At 62.3% G+C, this 19,128-nt stretch carries 20 protein-coding genes and 1 other annotated feature; of the genes, 13 read left to right on the top strand and 7 right to left on the bottom strand.

Annotated features, from left to right (window positions below; all coding sequences use genetic code 11):
* Positions 1-29 precede the first annotated feature (29 nt).
* The 6 genes from A5766_RS22650 to A5766_RS22615 all read left to right on the top strand — a co-directional run bounded on the left by A5766_RS22650 (position 30) and on the right by A5766_RS22615 (position 6,136).
* Positions 30-1,778 (top strand): hypothetical protein, encoded by a 1,749-nt coding sequence (locus A5766_RS22650; protein WP_156527555.1) that lies wholly within the window; start codon positions 30-32, stop codon positions 1,776-1,778.
* Positions 1,779-1,980: 202 nt separating this feature from the next.
* On the top strand, positions 1,981-2,208 hold the full coding sequence (locus A5766_RS22645; RefSeq protein WP_197501594.1) for a TetR/AcrR family transcriptional regulator: 228 nt from the start codon (positions 1,981-1,983) through the stop codon (positions 2,206-2,208).
* A 49-nt stretch (positions 2,209-2,257) separates the two neighbouring features.
* Positions 2,258-3,507, top strand: a protein-coding gene (locus tag A5766_RS22635) for an IS3 family transposase (protein ID WP_156527554.1) whose coding sequence is annotated in 2 segments (ribosomal slippage) — positions 2,258-2,552 and positions 2,552-3,507 — 1,251 coding nt in all. Because the reading frame shifts where the segments join, the coding sequence is not laid out codon by codon here.
* Positions 2,542-2,673: a sequence feature (AL1L pseudoknot), on the top strand. Its footprint overlaps the gene before it by 132 nt.
* Before the next feature lie 624 nt (positions 3,508-4,131).
* Positions 4,132-4,452, top strand: a complete 321-nt coding sequence (locus A5766_RS25240; RefSeq protein WP_231894784.1) for a hypothetical protein — start codon at positions 4,132-4,134, stop codon at positions 4,450-4,452.
* 199 nt (positions 4,453-4,651) lie between these two features.
* A complete protein-coding gene (locus A5766_RS25235; RefSeq protein WP_231894783.1) occupies positions 4,652-4,954 on the top strand; it encodes a hypothetical protein in 303 nt (100 codons plus the stop codon).
* Between the two features lie 114 nt (positions 4,955-5,068).
* Positions 5,069-6,136 (top strand): FRG domain-containing protein, encoded by a 1,068-nt coding sequence (locus A5766_RS22615; RefSeq protein ID WP_064906525.1) that lies wholly within the window; start codon positions 5,069-5,071, stop codon positions 6,134-6,136.
* Positions 6,137-6,148: 12 nt separating this feature from the next.
* On the opposite strand, the gene A5766_RS24540 is transcribed toward A5766_RS22615, so the two are convergent.
* Positions 6,149-6,307 (bottom strand): hypothetical protein, encoded by a 159-nt coding sequence (locus tag A5766_RS24540; RefSeq protein WP_156527553.1) that lies wholly within the window; start codon positions 6,305-6,307, stop codon positions 6,149-6,151.
* Between the two features lie 169 nt (positions 6,308-6,476).
* Between A5766_RS24540 and A5766_RS22610 the strand changes: the two genes are divergently transcribed.
* The 6 genes from A5766_RS22610 to A5766_RS22585 all read left to right on the top strand — a co-directional run bounded on the left by A5766_RS22610 (position 6,477) and on the right by A5766_RS22585 (position 11,124).
* A complete protein-coding gene (locus tag A5766_RS22610) occupies positions 6,477-7,073 on the top strand; it encodes a thymidine kinase (protein ID WP_064906524.1) in 597 nt (198 codons plus the stop codon).
* Between the two features lie 300 nt (positions 7,074-7,373).
* On the top strand, positions 7,374-8,030 hold the full coding sequence (locus A5766_RS22605; protein WP_064906521.1) for a response regulator: 657 nt from the start codon (positions 7,374-7,376) through the stop codon (positions 8,028-8,030).
* Positions 7,997-9,202, top strand: a complete 1,206-nt coding sequence (locus tag A5766_RS22600) for an ATP-binding protein (protein ID WP_082965612.1) — start codon at positions 7,997-7,999, stop codon at positions 9,200-9,202. The genes A5766_RS22605 and A5766_RS22600 overlap by 34 nt, the downstream gene beginning before the upstream one ends.
* The gene (locus tag A5766_RS22595; protein ID WP_064906520.1) at positions 9,184-10,215 is read left to right on the top strand and encodes a hypothetical protein; all 1,032 of its coding nucleotides are present in this window, start codon (positions 9,184-9,186) and stop codon (positions 10,213-10,215) included. Before A5766_RS22600 ends, A5766_RS22595 begins: the two co-directional genes overlap by 19 nt.
* 110 nt (positions 10,216-10,325) lie before the next feature.
* Entirely contained in the window at positions 10,326-10,715 is a 390-nt protein-coding gene (locus A5766_RS22590) for a DUF5313 domain-containing protein (RefSeq protein ID WP_064906518.1), read from the top strand.
* 130 nt (positions 10,716-10,845) lie between these two features.
* On the top strand, positions 10,846-11,124 hold the full coding sequence (locus A5766_RS22585) for an acyl carrier protein (RefSeq protein ID WP_064906516.1): 279 nt from the start codon (positions 10,846-10,848) through the stop codon (positions 11,122-11,124).
* A gap of 24 nt (positions 11,125-11,148) precedes the next feature.
* Here A5766_RS22585 and A5766_RS22580 read toward each other — a convergent pair whose 3' ends face one another.
* The 6 genes from A5766_RS22580 to A5766_RS24535 all read right to left on the bottom strand — a co-directional run bounded on the left by A5766_RS22580 (position 11,149) and on the right by A5766_RS24535 (position 17,794).
* Positions 11,149-12,519, bottom strand: a complete 1,371-nt coding sequence (locus A5766_RS22580; protein WP_269449465.1) for a sugar transferase — start codon at positions 12,517-12,519, stop codon at positions 11,149-11,151.
* A 641-nt stretch (positions 12,520-13,160) separates the two neighbouring features.
* A complete protein-coding gene (locus tag A5766_RS22575; RefSeq protein WP_082965610.1) occupies positions 13,161-13,802 on the bottom strand; it encodes a DapH/DapD/GlmU-related protein in 642 nt (213 codons plus the stop codon).
* Entirely contained in the window at positions 13,799-14,779 is a 981-nt protein-coding gene (locus tag A5766_RS22570; protein ID WP_064906512.1) for a GDP-L-fucose synthase family protein, read from the bottom strand. Before A5766_RS22570 ends, A5766_RS22575 begins: the two co-directional genes overlap by 4 nt.
* Positions 14,780-14,784: 5 nt before the next feature.
* Positions 14,785-15,807, bottom strand: coding sequence for a GDP-mannose 4,6-dehydratase (gene gmd / locus A5766_RS22565; protein ID WP_064906510.1), 1,023 nt, complete (start codon positions 15,805-15,807; stop codon positions 14,785-14,787).
* 67 nt (positions 15,808-15,874) lie between these two features.
* Entirely contained in the window at positions 15,875-17,158 is a 1,284-nt protein-coding gene (locus A5766_RS22560) for a glycosyltransferase family 4 protein (RefSeq protein WP_064906508.1), read from the bottom strand.
* A 465-nt stretch (positions 17,159-17,623) separates the two neighbouring features.
* Positions 17,624-17,794, bottom strand: coding sequence for a hypothetical protein (locus A5766_RS24535; RefSeq protein WP_156527552.1), 171 nt, complete (start codon positions 17,792-17,794; stop codon positions 17,624-17,626).
* 2 nt (positions 17,795-17,796) lie between these two features.
* On the opposite strand from A5766_RS24535, the gene A5766_RS22555 reads away from it, so the two are divergent.
* Complete coding sequence (locus A5766_RS22555) at positions 17,797-19,110, top strand: hypothetical protein (protein ID WP_064906506.1); 1,314 nt, start codon at positions 17,797-17,799, stop codon at positions 19,108-19,110.
* Positions 19,111-19,128: the final 18 nt, after the last annotated feature.

Here is a 19,128-nt window from a genome sequence, read left to right as displayed (position 1 = left end):
CATAGTACTTGACATGTACTATACGTGACATGACTGCAAACGACTCTACGTCACCCACACCTGCGACAGTCTTCGCCGAAGCACTACCTCGGCTACTCGCCCGCAGCGCTGATTCGAGAACAGCTTCCGCTCTCGGGCAAGCGATTTCGGACTTGATGGATGCACCCGAAACAGACCAAAAGAGCATTCAGGACGCCGTCGACACCTTAGAGTCCGCGCGCCGCTCCGCGAAGCGCGAGGGCACCCCCATTGCCTACGAGTGGGCCGTACCGATCACGACACTCATCGGACTGCTTCGGCAGCACCTGCACAGCCTGGCGTCGGCCGTGGCTAAACGGACGCCGTCGAGCACACCGCTACGCCAAAAGGTGCTCGCGGCGATCGACGCTGACATCAGTACCCCTACGTCCATCAGTGCCTTCGTTGGCTCACCGGTTACGGTTGTTTCCCGCACACTCCGTGAACTCACCGAATCCGGACGGTTGACGTGGGTCCCCGACGACAACGATAAGCGGGTTCGACGGTACACGCGAAGCGTCGAACTTGTTGATTCGATTCCCTCGGACGTTAAGACAATTGACGTCACACTGATCGACCGGCCCGCACTTCTGGTGCAATTTATCTACCAACAATCGAAGCTGAACATTCGCGAAACCACGCTGTTTGTCAATGACCTCGCATCGATTGGGAGCTCGCCAAAATCGGCACCCAGCGTTCGCGTCGACGCGCTGTGTTTGGCAAGCATGATCATCCGACGCACAGGCGGTAGCGCTGATGGCACGGAGTCGCTCGACCTGGCACAGAGCGCGCTCGAGCTTTCGCAAACAACTTTGGACGCGCGCTCGCTGGCGCGGGCATACTACGAGCGGGCGCGCGCTTCGCTGTTCGCTTATCCGTACGACACAGGTGCGGTATTAAACGATCTCGATCGCACAGATAAGGCAGCAACTTCCATCGAAGGACCCGAGCGCGATATCCGACATGGATGGTGCGCATACACCCGTGCCCTGATCCTTGACCGTCAAGGCGATGAAAGGGCAATTCAAAAGATAGCCGAAGCACGTGACTGCTTTGACAGCGCGGATGACACTTACGGAATTGCAGCTTCAGATGTGACAAAGATTCGCCTGCACTACCTCTTCAACGCGCCGAACTCACCCAACATCGCAACCAGCATGAGTTTTGCGATCAGCCACGGATACACTCGAGTGGCAGCCGAATGTTCCTTCTGGGCAGGAGAATTGATCGTCCACTCCGAACCGGTGCGAGCTCGCGAGCACTTCACGTACGCGCGCGATGCATTTACAGCAGTTGGCAGCGTCTCGTGGGGCGCGCTCGCGGCAGCGTCGATCATCACCACCGAACTAGATTGCGGAGCAAGGACCCTCGACACTGGCGCGGCCCGGCGATTGGCCGTTGAATTGAGCGCACTCGGCCAAACCTTTCTTCATGATTCGACGGATCAGTCGCTTCAACGCTCCTGGGCAGCTGCGGTGTTCCGCCGATACATCGGAGTATGTGAGCGATACGCAGGTGATTTTATCGCAGCACAAGAAGCCTTCGACGAATCCAGAAGGATCTATCGCAGCACTGCGAACACCGTGGGCGAACTCGCAGCGACAGCGGGCCTTCTGGCGGCGCGCCGTGAGAGCATTGCAGTAGAGGACTCGGATATAGCGAGCGCGAAAGCTCAAGTTCTCGCAGGGTCAGATCGCGCGCCCGACGAGTCGATCCTCGACGAGGTGGCAACGCCGTGCGGTGAGCTGAGCGCAGTCTGAATCGCGTACGCGCGCGAATCGTGGTGCGCCGAGCCACACCGTGTGGCCGCCAACCGTTCAATCCGACAACGAGGGCCGACGCCCGCCGGACACCACCCCTAGACCAGTTGTTCTATAAATAGACCGTACGGTCAGATGAGGGTTTAACCGAACGTTCGCCGATCAGGCTCGGCGAGAGCAGATCGTCGGGTGAGCGATCGAGTTGATTACCGAGGTGGGCTACCCGCAGGCGTCGTTGGCGAAGATCGGCGAGGGGGCGCAGATCGCGAAAAGTGCGCTGCTGTATCACTTCACCAACAAGGACGAGATTGTTGCCGCGGTGGTCGAGTCGGTGTTCACGGCGTCGGCGACAGTGATCATTCCGGCGGTGTCGGCCGCGACGACCGCGCGCGATCAATTGGCTGCATACATCAGCGCCAACGGCGGGTGAGCCGTCCTGGGTCTGGTGGAGACAGTGATCCCACCAGGAGAATGTCGATATGGCTGCACCACGCAAGTTCGATCAGGAGACCCGTGAGCGGGCGGTACGGATGTATCACGACCGTCTGAAGGAAGCGGGTGAGTCCAAATCCAGCGCCCGCAAGCACGTCGGCGGGCTACTCGACATCAACCCCGCAACGCTGCGCAACTGGATCGAGAAGGACGCGCCTATCGACTCGACAGAAGGCGCGAAGACGGTCGCTGAACATGAGGCAGAGATGCGTCGACTCCGGCGTGAAGTTGCCGAATTACGAAGAGCCAACGAGATTTTGAAGACCGCGTCCGCGTTTTTCGCAGCGGCGGAGGTCGACCGCCGACTCCGGTGATCGTCGACTACGTCGACGCACACAAGGACAGGTTTGGGGTCGACCCAATCTGCCGTGTGCTCACCGAGCACGGGATGGCGATTGCCCCGTCCACCTATTACGCACGCAAACAAGCAGGCCAGATACCCGAATCTGTGCTGGCAGAGGCCTACGACGCGCACGCTGTTCACCTGGTCTGGGAACGCAATCGCAGTGTCTACGGGGTCCGCACGATGTGGCGCGCGATGGATCGTGCCGGGTATCGGATGGGCCGTGACAAGGTAGGCCGTTTGATGGGCATCTGCGGTGCGGCCGGCGCGGTCCGCGGACACCACCGCACCACGACGACCAACCGCGATGATCGGGCACCTCGTTTCCCCGATCATGATGGGCGACAAAGGAATAGGTCCAATGCGCCCGACCGAGTATGGGTCGCAGATTTTACATATGTGTGGACGTTGGCGGGGTTCGTGTACGTCGCGTTCCTCGTCGATGTGTACTCGCGGCGCATTCTCGGCTGGCGGATGATGTCGACCAAGCACACACCGTTGGTGACCAGTGTCGTCGAGCAAGCCATGTCGACACCACGAACGGGCGTATTCGGTTTCACCACAACAGGATTGGTACATCACTCCGATGCGGGCAGTCAGTACACATCGTTGGCGTTCACTCAAGCATTGCGCGACGCCGAGATCACTGGATCGATCGGATCCGTCGGTGACGCCCTCGATAATGCCCTGATGGAATCGGCGATCGCGCTGTACAAGACCGAGTTGATCGACACCCACCCGATCGCCGGGTGCGGCGAGGTCGAACGCGAGACCGCCGCCTACGTGTCCTGGTTCAACGCAGAGCGTCTGCACTCGTCACTGGGCTACCAGACGCCGATCGACTACGAAACCAGCTACCGTGAGCGTGTCACCTCCGAAACGGAGGTGGCGTAGCCAAAGGTCTCCGCTCGACCCAGCATGGAAAAGACTTACAGACGATTCAACTTGACCCGCAGATCATCATCGAGCGATGCATCCGGTCGGGCGAGTTCACTACCACCGTCGACGCCGCACTGGTCAAAAATGCGCTGCGGGCCGCACTCGATGACGCAGTCAGCAACCTCGCCCGCGACGCCACCTACCCGTGGGCCGCTACGTCGAGGGCGTCGGCGAACTATTCCTCCACGCGTTGGGAGCATCTAAGTAGCCACCATTGTCGTTCTTGCCTTCGGTACCCGCGGCGACGTCGCCCCGCTGACAGGGCTCGCGACCCGGTTACGCGACAAACTCGGGGTGGATGTGGCGATCGCCGCCCAACAGCCCTACGAACAGCTGGTCGTCGACGCCGGGCTGGACTTCGCCAGTTGCCTGGCGATACCGAGCAGTCCACTCGCGACTCGACCTACGGCCAAGCGATGGTCGAAGGCGAGAAACTCCGGCCGCCGAAAGACGCGGCGGCGGGCATGCGCGACGACCTCGCCAGCGTCGGCGAAGCCATGGCGACCGCAGCAGCCGATGCCGATCTGCTGCTGCGCGAAGGGCCGATCGGGTCGCTGCTGGGCTGGCACGTTGCCCGCGTTGGGAACACGATCGTTCGGGCGATGGGGCAATCGCGCCGCCTGGACGATGACCGCCGCTGGGGAGAAGTTGTTCACCCCACTCATCGTCGAGCTGCGTGCGAATCTCGGGCTAGCGAAGCAATCACGTCGCGCCTACCAACGGCAGCGCGCTGATACGTGGCTGCAGTTGCACGGCATCAGCAGCCACGTCATCCCGCGCCCCGCGGACTGGCCCACCCATGCCCACCTCACCGGTTACTGGTGGCCCGCCGAGAGCGTCGACTACACCCCACCAGAGGCACTCGTCGAATTCCTCGACGACGGCCCAACACCGATCTAAGTCGGCTTGGCAGTACCGCGGCCACCCACGGCGACCGCCTCAGTCAACTCTTCGCCGACGCCCTCGCCAAGACAGGGCATCGCGGCATCATCCACCGCAGCTGGGCCAACCTGCACGCCAACGACAACCCGCACATCCTCACCATCGACGACGTTCCCCACAGCTGGCTCTTGCCGAAAACATCAGCCGCAGTGCACCATTGCGACGCAGGAACCACTGCGGCAACCCTGCGAGCGGCGACCCCCTCGATCGCGATCCCTGGAATCATGGACAACCCTTCTGGGCGCAGCGTCTGCACCGGCTCGGCGTCAGCCCGCCGCCGCTGCGTCGCACAACAGTGACCGCCGATGAGCTCGCCACCGCGATCACCAACGCGACCACCGACCCCGCCTACACCCATCACGCCCGCGATATCGGGGAGCAACTCCGCTCCGAAGACGGCGAACTCGCCGCCACCAGAATCGTCGGACGACTCCTCACCACCGGCGCGGCGCACCGATGAGCACGGACGTCTCACCCCGCTCTACCGATCCACCTTTGATCGCCTGTGTGACGGCCGAAGTCGGGTGTACCTGTGACAGGTCGCGGTCGGACCCTTCTGGCAGAGTCTGTCTGCATGAGCGAGAAGACGAATCCCGTAGCCGTACCCGAGTATTCCGCGTTCATCGAAGACTGGTTCAGCGCGAACGAGTTGAACGGCAAGTACGACTTCGACAAGAGCGAGGAGGGGCTCGACAAGTTCTGGGAGTGGATCACAGCGGGACCTCAGGTCGACGTGCCTGGTCCGAAAGGGCTGAGGGAGGCGACCAAGTACTTCCGAGGCCAGACCAAGTCCTGGCATGGGTTCACGTCGAGCCTCTACCGCGTGTGCAAAGCCGCAGTGGGCGACGAGCGGGTCCGTGAGTCACACCTAGCCGCCGCTGAGAACGCAGTCATCGCAGCGCTGCGCGAAGAAGGCATGGGCCGGCGGATGTCCGACGGTGAACTGCTCATGATCTGCCAGCACCATCTGGTGCCTACGAGGTTGATCGACGTGTCGACTAAGCCGCTCGAAGCGTTGTTCTTCGCGGTCGAGAAGGAAGACGGGACCGATGGGCGACTGTTCATCGTCACACCCCACACGACTAAGAGTGAACTCCCACAGGCCAAAGCCGAGATGCGCCTCGCCCGACCGCCGGTGGAGTCCGGGGCACCGAAATCGCCAGAGCCTTACCCTCTGCCATGGTCCGACGTGGTCAGAGGCAAGGACCAGTCGAAAGACAGTTGGTCGGTAACGGTGCGATTGGTGGACGAGCAACCACTTGACCCGCGGATGCGGGCACAGGCTGGCAAATTCCTGGTGGGCGGCGTGCACAGCGCCTACAGCGGGTTGAACATGCCTGGAATCAGCGCAGCGCAGCGCCCGGACATTAGCTCTCTGGCGATCAATTTCAAGCCGAGCCAGGGCCCGACAAAGCTGTCACAGGCGTGGGGTGCATCCGGGTGGTCGGTCCGAGTGCACGCGAGTTGGAAGCCCGAACTGCGGGATCGACTGTCCAGATTGAAGGACGAGCAAGGCATCGAGAACATCACGTTCGACGCGATGTACCCACCAGTCGACGAGATAGAGCGCCTTGGCAAGCATGTCGCGAAGCAAGGCGTCGGTCGCTGGATCGCTGAGAACAACGAGGACGACAGAGAGTGAGCACCACCAGCCTCAAAGGTTATAGAGGCTGGTTCGCTCGCCGGGACTGTTGCGCGACACGATGCCGTACAGGTCGTATGCGACAGTCCGGCCTGCGGATTTGCCGGCGCCGGACACACGCACCTTGAGAACTCCATATTCCTCCTGCAGGATGCCCCGATACGACGGCACGCATCGGCACGCGCGACCAATTGGTCGACCGCTGGCGCGTGTGCGCTATCGGGCATGCGCTATCGGGCATCCACCAGCGATGGTCTCGCACTTCTGCACATCTCGCCCCCGTGCAGCATCATGTGACGATCGTCGTCTGGAAGTTGTCAAGGGGGTCTGGAGGTTGCGGGTGAGTGAACCTGGCCGGCTCGTCTTCTACTACGGACCGATGGGCGCGGGTAAGACAACACTCGCGCTCCAAACGCACTTCAATCAGGGCCAACAGGGACGGGTCGGTCTGCTGATGACCAAGCGCGACCGCTCGGGCCAGTCGCTGGTCACCAGTCGAATCGGACTCGTCGCCGACGCCGTGCTCATCGACGACGCCACCGACGTTTTCGCGCTCGTCGAGGCGTACGCCAGTTCGCGAATCGACTACGTCGTCTGCGACGAGGCGCAGTTCCTGACCGTCGCGCAAGTCGATCAACTCGCGCGAATCGTCGACGAGCGTGGTCTAGACGTCTTCGCCTACGGCCTGCTCACCGACTTCAGATCACAACTGTTCGACGGCGCTGCACGTCTCGTCGAAATCTCTGACGAGATGCACCGACTCCAGGCCGTCGTGCTGTGTTGGTGTGGCAGAACGGCATTCATGAACGCCCGCATCGTCGACGGGGTCATGGTGCGCTCCGGCGAGGTGGTCGCCGTCGGCGATACGGCCGACGGGCCGATGCAATATCGGGCGCTGTGCCGGTTGCATCATATGGCGGGCGTGACGGGAAGTTGAGTGGCATGACTACCCATCAGCTGCCGAGTCCGCAGAAAGTCGCGTCCTGGCGGTTGTGCGGCTGTACGGTACGTGTCACCGGCCCAGGACGCGTCACTTTCTGCGGAGCTGCCGTCACATAGTGTGTTTCTGCAGTGCGATGACTTCGCCTTGGTTGCAACTCGCGGCATTACGCCGAGTGAGCATCAGATCCCGACGAGTGGACGCCTGTAGTCCGAACAGACGAAATCGACGCCGGCTACTACGTTCGCCATACTCATCACCTGCTGTATTGCCGGTTGCATCGGCCAAGATGTCTCCATGACGAACCCGCCGAACCGCGCGCGAGTCGGCGTCGTCGACGATCACGAGCAGATCGTGCGCGGCCTCCGCGCCACCTTCGCAGATCACGACGACCTCGAACTCGTCGCAGGCTCCGACACCGTCGCCGGACTGCTGGCTGTCACCGCCGAACTCGACCTCGTCCTCCTCGACCTCCGGCTCGACGACGGCACCACTCCGCTCACCAATATCGCCGCGCTCACCGAGGCCGGGATACCGGTTCTCGTCTACACCTCCGGCGACGAGCTCTACCTCGTTCGCCAGGCCGCAAGCGCGGGAGTGCTGGGAGTGATCCGCAAGAACGCCCGCGAAGCCGAACTCCTCGACGGCATCGCGCAGGCGCTCGACGGCAAGACCGTCGCGAGTATCGACTGGGCCGCCGCCATCGATTCCGATGACGAGTTCGTCGATCTGCCGCCACAGTTACGTCGTGTACTCGAGCTCTACGCGGCCGGTGAATCGACCGCCCGCGTCGCAGCAGAACTCCACCTCTCCACCGAGACCGTCGCCGACTACGTCAGCCGGATCCGCCTGCGTTATCAAGCCGTCGGCCGCCCCTCTCCCACCAAGACCGACCTGTACAAGCGAGCGATAGAGGACGGATGGCTACCGATTCCGCGACGTCTCCGGGGGTAAGCGACACATCGCGGGATGCCCTGGCGGGACGTCGAATCCTTCGACAGTTCACCCTCTTCGCGGCCGCAGGCTACCTGCTCTACGGCGTTCAGCTCGCGGTTCCGATCGCCGCAGCATCCACAATCGCCGCCCCTTGGTATACCCCGGTCGCGGTGCTGTTGACCTTCGGCACCGGACTGTCGATGGGTCCGCTCACGTGGCGCGCCGGTTACCGTCGGCTGCAGACCATCACTGGCATCAGCGCCATCGGCTACCTGATCTCACTGGCCCTCTGGTGGATCGCGTGGGACGGCGGCCAGATCCACACCGTGCAGGGGCTCTGGCTGTCGATGTTTCCGGGCCTCGCCGCCATCTGCGCTGCCCTCGCGTTCCGACCAGGCTGGGCGTTCGTGGTACTCGGAGTCGCGGTCACTGGGTCAGTCATCGCCGACCGGCTAGCCCGACACGCCGAGGTGATCGGATCGATCGTGGCCCAGATAGCCTGGGCCAATGCCTTTTCCATGGTTTTCGTGGTGGCCTCAATCATGGGCCGACGCACCGCCAGAATCCTCGACGACTCGCGGGCCGAAGCCTATTCGACCACCGCGGCTGCTGCCGCAGCACAAGCCCGTTCAGCGGAACGGGCACGCTTCGACGCACTTACCCACGACAGCGTCATGTCGACACTGCTACTGGCTGCGCGACGCGGGACGTCGTATGAGTTAATTCAGGACGCCCGAAATGCTTTGGCTGCCATCGACCGTGCAGGCTCCGATGAGATCGACGACGAGGTCGATGCGTCGCAAACCCTGAGCCGTATCCGCGCGGCGGTGACTCTTGTTGCGCCGCAACAGAGGATGTCCACCTCGATATTCGACGACACGGCACGCTACCCCACAGCGGTCACGACGGCGATCGCCGCGGCCGCCGCGGAAGCAGTCCGTAACTCCCAACGCCATGCCGGTCCCGACGCACACACGCGAGTCGATGCAACCTCCACCTCGGACGGTCTCAGCGTCTACATCTCCGACACCGGAACAGGATTCGACCCCAGTTCAGTACCGGCCTCACGTCTCGGCATCTCGGTGAGCATCGAAGGCAGAATGTCGAAGATCGACGGCGGTTTGGCGATAGTCGAATCGCAACACGGGCGCGGAACAACAGTGAGGCTCTCGTGGACACGCCCGAACTGACCGACGCGCGGCACCTCCTCGGCATGCGGGAACGTGGTGTGTGGCTGGTCGCAGGCACGTTCATCGGCGCCTGCTGGTTGGTTGCACTCACGTCGGGCGACACGGTGAACACCTTGTGGGGCCCGATCGCAGCGGCCGCTATCTACTCTGCCGCGACGATCGGTCTCATTGCGGTCGACGGTGATCCGCTCCCCATGACACCGACAGCGCTCCTCGCTGCAACGGGCCCGGTGTGCAGCTGGCTTGTTCTGTCGGTGTCGTCGGCGGCTGCGATAACCTCTGTCGCGGTTGCGATGAGCCACGGGGCGTCCGCGGTGATATACGCATTCGTGGTGGTGCGCGGACGACGAGTCGCGCCATGGCTTGGATTCTTCGCAACCATTGCCGTATTCGCCGTTTGGGGCGCCACGAGCGGCGCGGGGGCGATCTCCGCCGTCGTGCAGGTTGCTGCCGACACCGCCCCGCTGCTGATGGCGATGCTGTTCTCCTTCACATTGAACCCCACGGCGCGAGAGGTGTTTTCGCTACGCCAGCAGACGACGGTGCGCGTGGCTCAGCTCGCAGCGTCACGCGCGGCGGCCGACGAACGCACACGCCAGGTCAGACAACTCGCCTCACTCGCCCGACCGCTCCTCGAACTGATCGCCTCAGGAGCAGAACTCACGCCGGCACAACGACTCGACTGCGAGGTCCTCGAAGCCCACCTCCGCGACCGCCTTCGCGCACCACTGATGAGCAAACTCGAAATCGACGGCCCGGCATACGACGCTCGCCTCCGTGGCGTCGACGTCGTGCTCATCGACGACTCTTCCGAGGAGATCACCCAAGACGTCCGCGAGCAGATCAGCACACTGGCAACCAAGGTGCTCCGCGACGCCGAGGACGGCGAGGTGTTCGTCCGTATATCGCCGGCCAACCGCTCACGCGTCGCCTCCGTGCTGCACCGGCCGGTCGCCGGCCCCAGCACACGCATGGAAGTCGACGCCGAAGGCGGGGTGCGGGCGGCCGGATGAGGTCAGCTCAGGCGCGTTACACGTGCCGCAGCGCACCTGGACGACGTCTGGAACAGTCGTTCGCGTAGAATTCAGTAGCACGCGATTGAATTTCGAGAAGGGCGCAAATCATGGCAGAGACGTCGGCTCGCCCCAAGGGCTGGCAGTACATCCGCTACTGCTACGGCGCGGTGCTGCCGGACTCGATGCGCGACTGGGTCGCCAACGACCTCGCCGGCAAAGGCGCCCCGGTACGCATGGTGGTTCGCTGGGCGATCCCCTGCATCATCCTGATGCTCCCGATGCTCTTCGTTCCGGCCGACTGGGGCGTGCGGTTCATCATGTTCTCGCCGATCCCCATCGCGTACGTCTTCTTCTCGATCGCACTCAACGTCATCTATCGCAGGCATCGACTCTCACAGCACGGCCTGAATCCCGATCTGGTCAAGCGCAACGAACGCGTCCGCAACGCCGATCTGTACGACGAGTACCACCGGAAGTACCGAGGCAGCTCGCGATAGCAAGCGATCGCCCTGTCACTGCGAATTCACGAAGCCTCACCTAATTGCGGATTGCCCTTATGGCACAATTGCCAGGGACGGCAAACGCCGTGAATCGGTCACTGTTGTTAATGTCATCTGGTTATACGACATGCGACAGACGACATCAGGGGAGGGCAGCACCGTGGAAGAAAAGATTCGTGAAGTACTCGCAAGATGGGGAAAACTCGCGGTAGATGTGTCGACGATCGGAGTCGACGACGACCTATTCGATGCTGGTCTCTCCTCGCATGCGAGCGTGACCGTCATGGTCGGCCTTGAGGACGAGTTCGATGTCGAATTTCCCGACGAGGCACTCAAGAAAGCAACGTTTTCGAGCATTCGCAACTTGTCAGACACCGTGGACAAGTTGGTCAACGCGACTGCCTGACAGTATTCCCTGAGCGGCTATGCCTCAGTAGGCGCCTTCCATCTTCAAGACCGAAGAGACGGTCTTAGAGATAATCGCCAGATCGCCGACCATAGACCAGTTTTCGACGTACATGAGGTCGAGGCGGACCCTCTCTTCATCGCTGATGTCCGAACGTCCCGATACCTGCCAGAGGCCGGTGATACCTGGCCGGACAAGTACCCGACGCTCGACGAAGTTCGCGAACTCGGCCCCTTCTCCGTCGACCATCGGTCGCGGACCGACAAGACTCATGTCGCCTCTGAGCACGTTGAACAGCTGCGGCAGTTCGTCGATGCTGGTCTTGCGGATCACACGACCAACGCGGGTGATCCGTGGATCGTCTTCTGCCTTGAAGAAGGTGTTGTCGTCGAATCCCATCTCAGCGCGCACCGCAGCGAGTCGTGCCTCGGCATCGGGAACCATCGAACGGAACTTCCACATCTTGAACGGCCGACCGCCGACACCAATGCGCTTGGCGCCGTAGAAGATGGCTCCGTTGTCTCCACACTTGACCAGCAGCGCCACGCCCAACAGAACAGGCGCGAGAATCACCAGAGCCAGCGACGACACAACGATGTCGAACAGCCGCTTGTGCAGGTTCATCGCGCGGTTGTACGCGGGACCACCAATCTGCAGCAGCGACGTTCCGTTCAACTGCGACATGGCCATTCGCGACAATGCGACATCTCCGACGGCAGGCTCGACGGCGAGCGCCACACCTCGTTCGTGCAATGCCCAGGTGAGGTCTCTGAAGGCCCAGCTCTCCATTCCGGACGTATCCGCGAGGATAACCATGTCGGCGTCGATCGAATCGACAGCGCTCAGGACCGAACTCTCCGTCTCCTCGACGCCATCAGTGGGAAGCGGTAGCCAGTCGACGCCGCGCGCGGGCACCTGTGCGCATTCACGACTCGACCGGACCCATAGCGACGGACCGGCGAGGCGTCCGACGATGGAGATTCCCAAACCATCGGAATTGTGGAGGGCTTTCTCGATCGAATCGAATCGCTCGGGACGAGCGACGAGCAGCGCTCGCGCAACCCCTCGGCCGTCGCGCCAAGCATTCTTGAGGCGACGGACCGCGACCTGATGGACGACGAAGCTTCCGAGGACGCCCAACGCGAGCGTGATCAAGAGCATCGCGCGCGACATGTAGAAACCGGAAACCAACTGCAGAAGCGCAACGATGGCAAGGAAAATGGCTGCCGCAGAAAGGATTCTGCGATATTCAGTGGCACCGACACCAATCAGCATGGGATCGACTGTCTTCATCGCCCCCGCGATGGCGATCCACAGAAGGCCGACAGCACCGGCCAGGCCGACACTGAACGCCAACGAACTCACTGACGCTGCCGGTAGCCCGCCACGGATCACCGAACCAGCAAGGCTGGCTGCGATGATTACGGCGGCTTCGGCCCAACGCAAGCGCGCAGCGACTTGTGCCCGCTGATCATGCGCCAGCGGAGCACGAACCGTTTCCGAGCTCCTGATTCGTCGCCCGAGGCCGCCATGGCCTCGAGCAGCACGATAGGTCCCCCCCGTTAATATGCTCACACCATCAACTCTCGTCGTGAATGCAAATCAGTGATCGAGACTTCAGAGCGCCCCACCAGACGTACAAGACATGCGGTGTAACGGCAGTCGCGACCATCCCCCTGATCCCCTTGCATTGCCGACATTACCAGTGCAGTTCTCGTTGGTAAACCGATACTTCAAGTATTACTTGCCAACGAGGTCTGAATCACACCTAAAGCTTGTGTGGTCGACACTCCAGGGACGTCGCGACACCACAACAACCAGGCATAAGGCCCCCAAGGGCGACGCGAGATTAAGGCATCGCGCGGTTCGTTGGCACCTCACGCGATGTCATTCGTACGAGCTAACGACTGCCGCCATAAATCAGCGCAAAATGCGCGAGACATAACCGCACGTCAAACGCTCGGCATCTATATCTGGATTCAGACCGATGAACGCAGATCTCGCTACGACAGAAGCTTGCCGCGGCAAATACCTGCCTACATCGAGTTCTCAGGTTTTCCCGTCGGCGAATACACGTCGGACTGTGGCGATTTCACCAGACTTCCCGGCTCAAGGTCTTTGAACACGATCGCTCCGGCCGCGACCGTCGACCCGGCACCCACCGTGACTCCGCGCAACAGCATCGCCCTCGCCGCGATCCACACGGAATCGCCGAGAACAATCGGGGCATTGTCGAATTCCAATGTGCGCGAGCGTCGATCGTGACTTCCCGTGCAGATCAACGCCTCCTGAGAGAGGCAACAATTGGCGCCGATGGTCACAGGCTCGAGATTGAGGATCCACGCGCCCTCACCAACCCAGGTGTTGTCGCCGATCGACAGTTTCCACGGCCAGTGCACTCGCACGCCGTGTCGGATAAGAACGTTACGTCCGATCTCGGCTCCGAAGGCGCGCAGAATCAGCACCCGAATTTTCGCCGGACACCACCACGCCATCACGATGACCCGCGACACGGCAAACCACAGTGCTTGCACCGCGACGGGACGCCCCTTGTCGTAGCCGACACCCTGAAATCCCGCCAGATCGAAATCGTTGGCGGCGTATCTCGACCCAGTAGCGTCGTCGTGGGTACCGGGGTCTTGCGCAATGGGACGAGTGTTCGCCCCGGCCGCAGTCATCCCCGAACCGCCAGCTCGTCGGCTGCACAACGTTCGGCAAACCATTCCACCGTGTCGGTGATGCCGTCGGCGAGTGTGATCGAGCTGGTCCAGCCAGAATCGCGGAGTCGGCTCACATCAAGCAACTTGCGTGGAGTTCCGTCGGGCTTACTTGTGTCCCAGTGGGTTTCACCCTCGTAACCGACGATCTTCGCGACTGTCTCGGCGAGCTCTTTGATCGTGACGTCTTCACCGGCACCGACGTTGACCTGCTGCGGTCCGTCGTAGTTCGCGAGTAGGTGGATGCAGGCAGCAGCCATGTCGTCGACGTGGAGGAATTCACGCCGCGGCGACCCGCTCCCCCAGTTCGTCACGGAGGCGGCATTCGAGTCTCGTGCGGTCACGTAACGCCGGATCATCGCGGGCATCACATGACTCGTGGTTTCGGAGAAATTGTCGTTGGGGCCGTAGAGATTGGTCGGCATCGCCGAGATCCACGGAAGCCCGTACTGTCGTCGGACAGCCTGCACCTGAAGGATGCCCGCGATCTTCGCTATGGCATAGGCGTCATTGGTCGGTTCGAGCAAGCCGGTGAGCAACGAGTCCTCATGGATCGGCTGCGGCGCGAACTTCGGGTAGATGCACGACGATCCGAGAAACAGCAGCCGCGGAACCTGTTGTGCCACTGCGGCGTCGAGGACGTTCACCTGGATCTGCAAGTTCTCCGACAAGAAGTCCACCGGGTAGGTGTTGTTCGCCTGAATCCCACCCACCCGTGCAGCCGCGTCGATCACGACATCGGGCTTGGTTGCAGAGATGAAGTCGAACACCTTCGCGCGATCACGCAGATCGAGTTCCGAGCTGCGGGCACCGACGAGGTTGGAGAATCCCCGAGCCTCGAAGGCGCGCCACAGTGCTGACCCGACCATCCCGCGGTGTCCTGCGATATAGATCGTCGCTGAACGATCGAGCGGTCCGGGTGTGAAATCGGTTGCCATGCTTGTCAACTCCAGTCGGCCAGCGCGGGCGTGTCAATCCACGGCTTGCCCTCGCACTCCAATGCTGCCACATCAGCATCGACCATGATCCGCGCAAGTTCGGGCGCTGCGACCTTCGCTTTCCAGTCGAGCACCGACGCGGCACGCGAGGCGTCACCGATCAACGAGTCGACTTCGGTGGGGCGCAGGTAGCGCTCATCGAACTTGACGTGCGCTTCCCAGTCGAGACCGGCATGGTCGAACGCGGTCTGCAAGAACTCGCGGACCGTGCACGGAACACCAGTCGCAAGAACGTAATCCGCAGGTTCGGGTGCCTGCAGCATCCGCCACATACCCTCCACGTATTCGGGGGCGTAACCCCAGTCGCGGACGGCGTCGAGATTTCCCATGTAGAGATCGTTCTCGATGCCGGCTTTGATACGTGCGACGGCTCGCGTGATCTTCCTGGTGACGAACGTCTCGCCCCGTCGGGGCGACTCGTGATTGAAGAGAATGCCGTTGACCGCGAACATCCCGTAGGCCTCGCGGTAGTTCTTGGTGATCCAGTAGGAGTACACCTTGGCGGCACCGTACGGCGAACGCGGATAGAACGGCGTGTCCTCGTCCTGCGGCGGCGGAGTGGCACCGAACATCTCCGAACTCGAGGCCTGGTAGAACCGGCAGTGCACCCCGGACAGGCGTACCGCCTCGAGCAGCCGCACCGAACCGATTCCGGTGGTGTCGCCGGTGTGCTCGGGCTCATCGAAGCTGACACGCACATGCGACTGTGCAGCGAGGTTGTACACCTCGTCCGGCTCGATCGTCGAGAGCAGCGTGACCAGGCGTGCTCCGTCGCTGAGGTCTCCGTAGTGCAGGAACAACCGGGCGTTCGGATCGTGCGGATCGCTGTAGAGATGGTTGATGCGTGACGTGTTGAAGGTCGACGCACGGCGGATGAGTCCGTGGACTTCGTAGCCCTTCGAGAGAAGCAACTCGGCGAGGTAGGAGCCGTCCTGGCCCGTGATGCCGGTGATGAGTGCCCGTTTCATGATGTCAGCGGGTCCTTTCGTTCAGTGCTGTGATGGTGGTTCAGGAGACGTGCGCGAGATGAGCACGTCAGCTGTTGGCTATTTCTGATGCGAAGGTGCAGAAGGCTCGCTTCCCGCTTTCAGTACCGAACTCCGCATCGCCGAGTCGAGCGGCGCCCGCGAGCAATCGGCCGCGGACCGCCTCGTCGTCGACCGCCTGCCGTACGGCCGCTGCGAGAGCAGTCGGGTCGCCGGCAGAGATAATTGATGCCGCCTCATACGACTCGAGCAATCGTCCTGCTATCCCAGAGTCTTCGACCGCTGCGACGACGGGTCTGCCGGCGGTCACATACGACGTGAGCTTGCTGGGCAGCGACATCTCCACGACGCCTGGCAGCTCGTGCAGCAGAAGGACGTCTGCCGCGGCGAGAACCCGGGGATACGACTCGGCGTCGACCGGGTCGACAAACCGGATATTGCTTACCCCGCGTGCCTGTTCCCGTAGTCCGGCGCGTTCGTTTCCGTCGCCTACAAGCACGAATTCGATGGGCGCTCCCGGCATTCGGGAGATCTCACGCGCGGCGTCGACCACATGTGTCAAACCTTGCTTGCGACCGATGTTTCCGGTGTGCACCACCACGATCGCATCGTCGGGGAAATCCCAGTCGAGTGCGGCGCGCGCCTCGGTCGACGATTCCGACGACCTCGAGACGTGGGTGAACACAGGCAAATCCATGATTGCGGCGTCGTCGATTCCGCCGTTGGTCAGCGCGGATCGGAATCGCGGCGTGCACACACCGACCCGATCCATGGTTCGGTAGGTGTTGTACTCCGCTCTCGAGATGAGTTGCGAGGCCCGACCAACTGTTCCGCTTTGCGCCGCGGCGTTTCCGACGAGGTCGTGAACGAACACTCCCGCCGGACGCCCACGCTTCCCGACCCGGACGGCCGCGGCGGCGCCGAGCAGCGGACTGACCGCGATGACGATGTCGGCCGACGATGCGGCGACGAACGGCGCACTCAGCGCCGCGAAGCTGGACTCGAGTCGGAAACGTCCGCCAATACCCACGGTCGACGGAACGGAATGGCGAAGCCTGCGCACCGAGATCTCACCCGCTTCGCCTCGCGTCTCGCGCCAGAGAATCCCTCTGCGGTAACGCGGATCGTCAACACGCCACTGCGGGTAATGCGGCACGCCAGTGATGAGTTCGACGCGAGCTCCCGCCTGACTCAAAGTGTCGACGAGAAGCGTGTTGTACGGCGCACTGCCGGTTGTCTCCGGAGCGAAGTGGCATGCGACAACACAGACGGAGAGTCCGTCAAGCGACGAATTGTGAGTGTGGATCCCGGGCTGGGTCTGCGTACCGGTCATGAAGCTACCCGGACTGCACGACCCACCGGGCTCGCACACGTGACGACGGCACGACCGAACTCCGAGTGCCTGAGCACTGACTTATGTAGTTCCTTCGTGCTGCTCACAAGGCTGCGAACGGCATGAAGAGACGACGAGGCGCGTTGAAACACCTTCTTGGTTCCCCCCCAAGCGATATCGTGCGCTACACGAACTGTGTTTGTGCGGCAACGATCTGTGATTCGAGAACACAATGTATCAATTCGCCGACATTAACGCCATCGCGGCGCTTCGAATTGAGGGGCGACCTGGTAACACGACACGGCTCCCCACACCCCGGAGCGTGGCACAGGTGGGCGCAACCGAGCAGGTCAGCCCTCTGTTGTTCACGTGCCGGAAAGCCGCAAGCGCGGCAAAATGCGTCGCCCATCACAGTCGGCCAGTCGGTTTCAGAGAATCCGTGAAAGTGCGATATACGCCAGGAATTTACTTGCACGGCTGGAGTCGTGGGGTGTCGCCTGTCGCACGATCAGATGAAAAGCAGTCGTAGTGCGAGGTTTTCGCCGCAACCACCAGGTAGACACGCCTACTCTCGATCTCGTCGACTGCTTCGTCGTCGACTGCTTCGTCGTCGACGTCGAGGAGCCGATCGGCCATGCATGCCTGACAACCCGACCCCGCACTCGTCGCAGGGCCACCAACTCGACTGGAGTCCAGGAAACGCGTCCGAGGCCACACCGCCCGAGGCCACCCCGCCCGCGAACACCGCACCCCAGGCGCGCGAGGCAACCACCCGCGTCCATCTCGACAGCTCCGCCGCGGCTCCCCCCACGATCTCCCTGAAGAAAGGGTCGACGTCTGCTGCAGCACCGACGCTTCCGCCTGCCACGCCGGCCCCGACGACCTCGGGCTGGGAAGCCACCCAAGCAGCGCAGGCCGCGTCGGACGCCCGCTTCTATGTTCCACCTGCCACGCCGGTCGCCCCGTACCCGTCGCCGTATCAGCCTGCTGGCCGACCGCCGTCGAAGTCCTCATGGTGGTTGATCGGCGTCGGACTCGTCGTGGTGTTCGCACTCATTGTCGGAGGGGCGGTGTGGGCTGCCACCAAGGGCCCGCTCAAGGCGAACAACTCGTCGACAAGATCTGCCTCGGGCGCACAGAACCTCCCCGACACATTGACCAGGTGCGCACAGCCGTTGACGACCTCGTCGCCGCAGGCGTCGCTCACGAGTTCCGGTTTGGCCGTGACGTTCACGGCGTCAAGTCCCTGCTCCGGGGGTGATGTGCTGTCGGGATCGCAGGCCGCGGTTGCGGTTTCATCCTCCGCGGGTCCGGTCGCGAACGGCATCTTCGATTTCTCCAGCTCACCGATCGGTGTTCCGCCACAACCTGATTCGCGACAGATCACGCTCACCTATCCCACGGGCAGTTTCTACCAACTGCCCGACGCGAGCAGCGGTTCGAACCTCACGATCCAGGTCACCGACTCAGGCGCCGCAGGAACCTCGACACTCTCGTCCTCGCAGGCGACCGGTCCGGTGTCGGCCACGGCGTCGCAAGCAGGTCAGCCGACCGGCGTCGACGTGGATAGTGTTGCTGCACAATCACTTCGCACACAGGTCGACGCCGACCGCGCGAGGATCCTCTCGAGCAGCAACAATCAATGGGTTGCCCAGCTCAGTTCCAAACAGCCCGGGCTCGTCGCCGACGGCAAGACGTGGACCAACAAAGACATCCTCGACGAGTTCGCCGCCAACTATCAACGATTCTCGGGCGCACGCCTGCTGTGGAGTGACGACTGGTCCGTCTTCAGCTCGTCCGGTTGGTGGGTCACCATCACCGCTCAGACGTTCCCGAGTCCCCAGGCAGCCGTAGCGTGGTGTCAGCAACAGAACTTCGACCGCGACCACTGCCTGGGCAAGCTGATCAGCAACACCGCTCCACCCCAGGGCTCCACCGCTTACATCCGATGATCGACTCGCAGAGAGTCC

The sequence above is a fragment of the Gordonia sp. 852002-51296_SCH5728562-b genome, assembly GCF_001665475.1.
Classification (GTDB): domain Bacteria; phylum Actinomycetota; class Actinomycetes; order Mycobacteriales; family Mycobacteriaceae; genus Gordonia; species Gordonia sputi.
Note: the sequence above shows the minus strand (reverse complement) of the source record. Positions and strands in the feature narration are given on the sequence as shown.

Coding starts and splice junctions, on each gene's coding strand:
- A5766_RS22575 (WP_082965610.1), bottom strand. CDS start 13,802: ATGACTGCGGCCGGGGCGAACACTCGTCCCATTGCGCAAGACCCCGGT.
- A5766_RS22650 (WP_156527555.1), top strand. CDS start 30: ATGACTGCAAACGACTCTACGTCACCCACACCTGCGACAGTCTTCGCC.
- A5766_RS22570 (WP_064906512.1), bottom strand. CDS start 14,779: ATGGCAACCGATTTCACACCCGGACCGCTCGATCGTTCAGCGACGATC.
- A5766_RS22560 (WP_064906508.1), bottom strand. CDS start 17,158: ATGACCGGTACGCAGACCCAGCCCGGGATCCACACTCACAATTCGTCG.
- A5766_RS22605 (WP_064906521.1), top strand. CDS start 7,374: ATGACGAACCCGCCGAACCGCGCGCGAGTCGGCGTCGTCGACGATCAC.
- A5766_RS22585 (WP_064906516.1), top strand. CDS start 10,846: ATGCGACAGACGACATCAGGGGAGGGCAGCACCGTGGAAGAAAAGATT.
- A5766_RS22615 (WP_064906525.1), top strand. CDS start 5,069: ATGAGCGAGAAGACGAATCCCGTAGCCGTACCCGAGTATTCCGCGTTC.
- A5766_RS22590 (WP_064906518.1), top strand. CDS start 10,326: ATGGCAGAGACGTCGGCTCGCCCCAAGGGCTGGCAGTACATCCGCTAC.
- A5766_RS22555 (WP_064906506.1), top strand. CDS start 17,797: ATGCCTGACAACCCGACCCCGCACTCGTCGCAGGGCCACCAACTCGAC.
- gmd (WP_064906510.1), bottom strand. CDS start 15,807: ATGAAACGGGCACTCATCACCGGCATCACGGGCCAGGACGGCTCCTAC.
- A5766_RS22600 (WP_082965612.1), top strand. CDS start 7,997: ATGGCTACCGATTCCGCGACGTCTCCGGGGGTAAGCGACACATCGCGG.
- A5766_RS24535 (WP_156527552.1), bottom strand. CDS start 17,794: ATGGCCGATCGGCTCCTCGACGTCGACGACGAAGCAGTCGACGACGAA.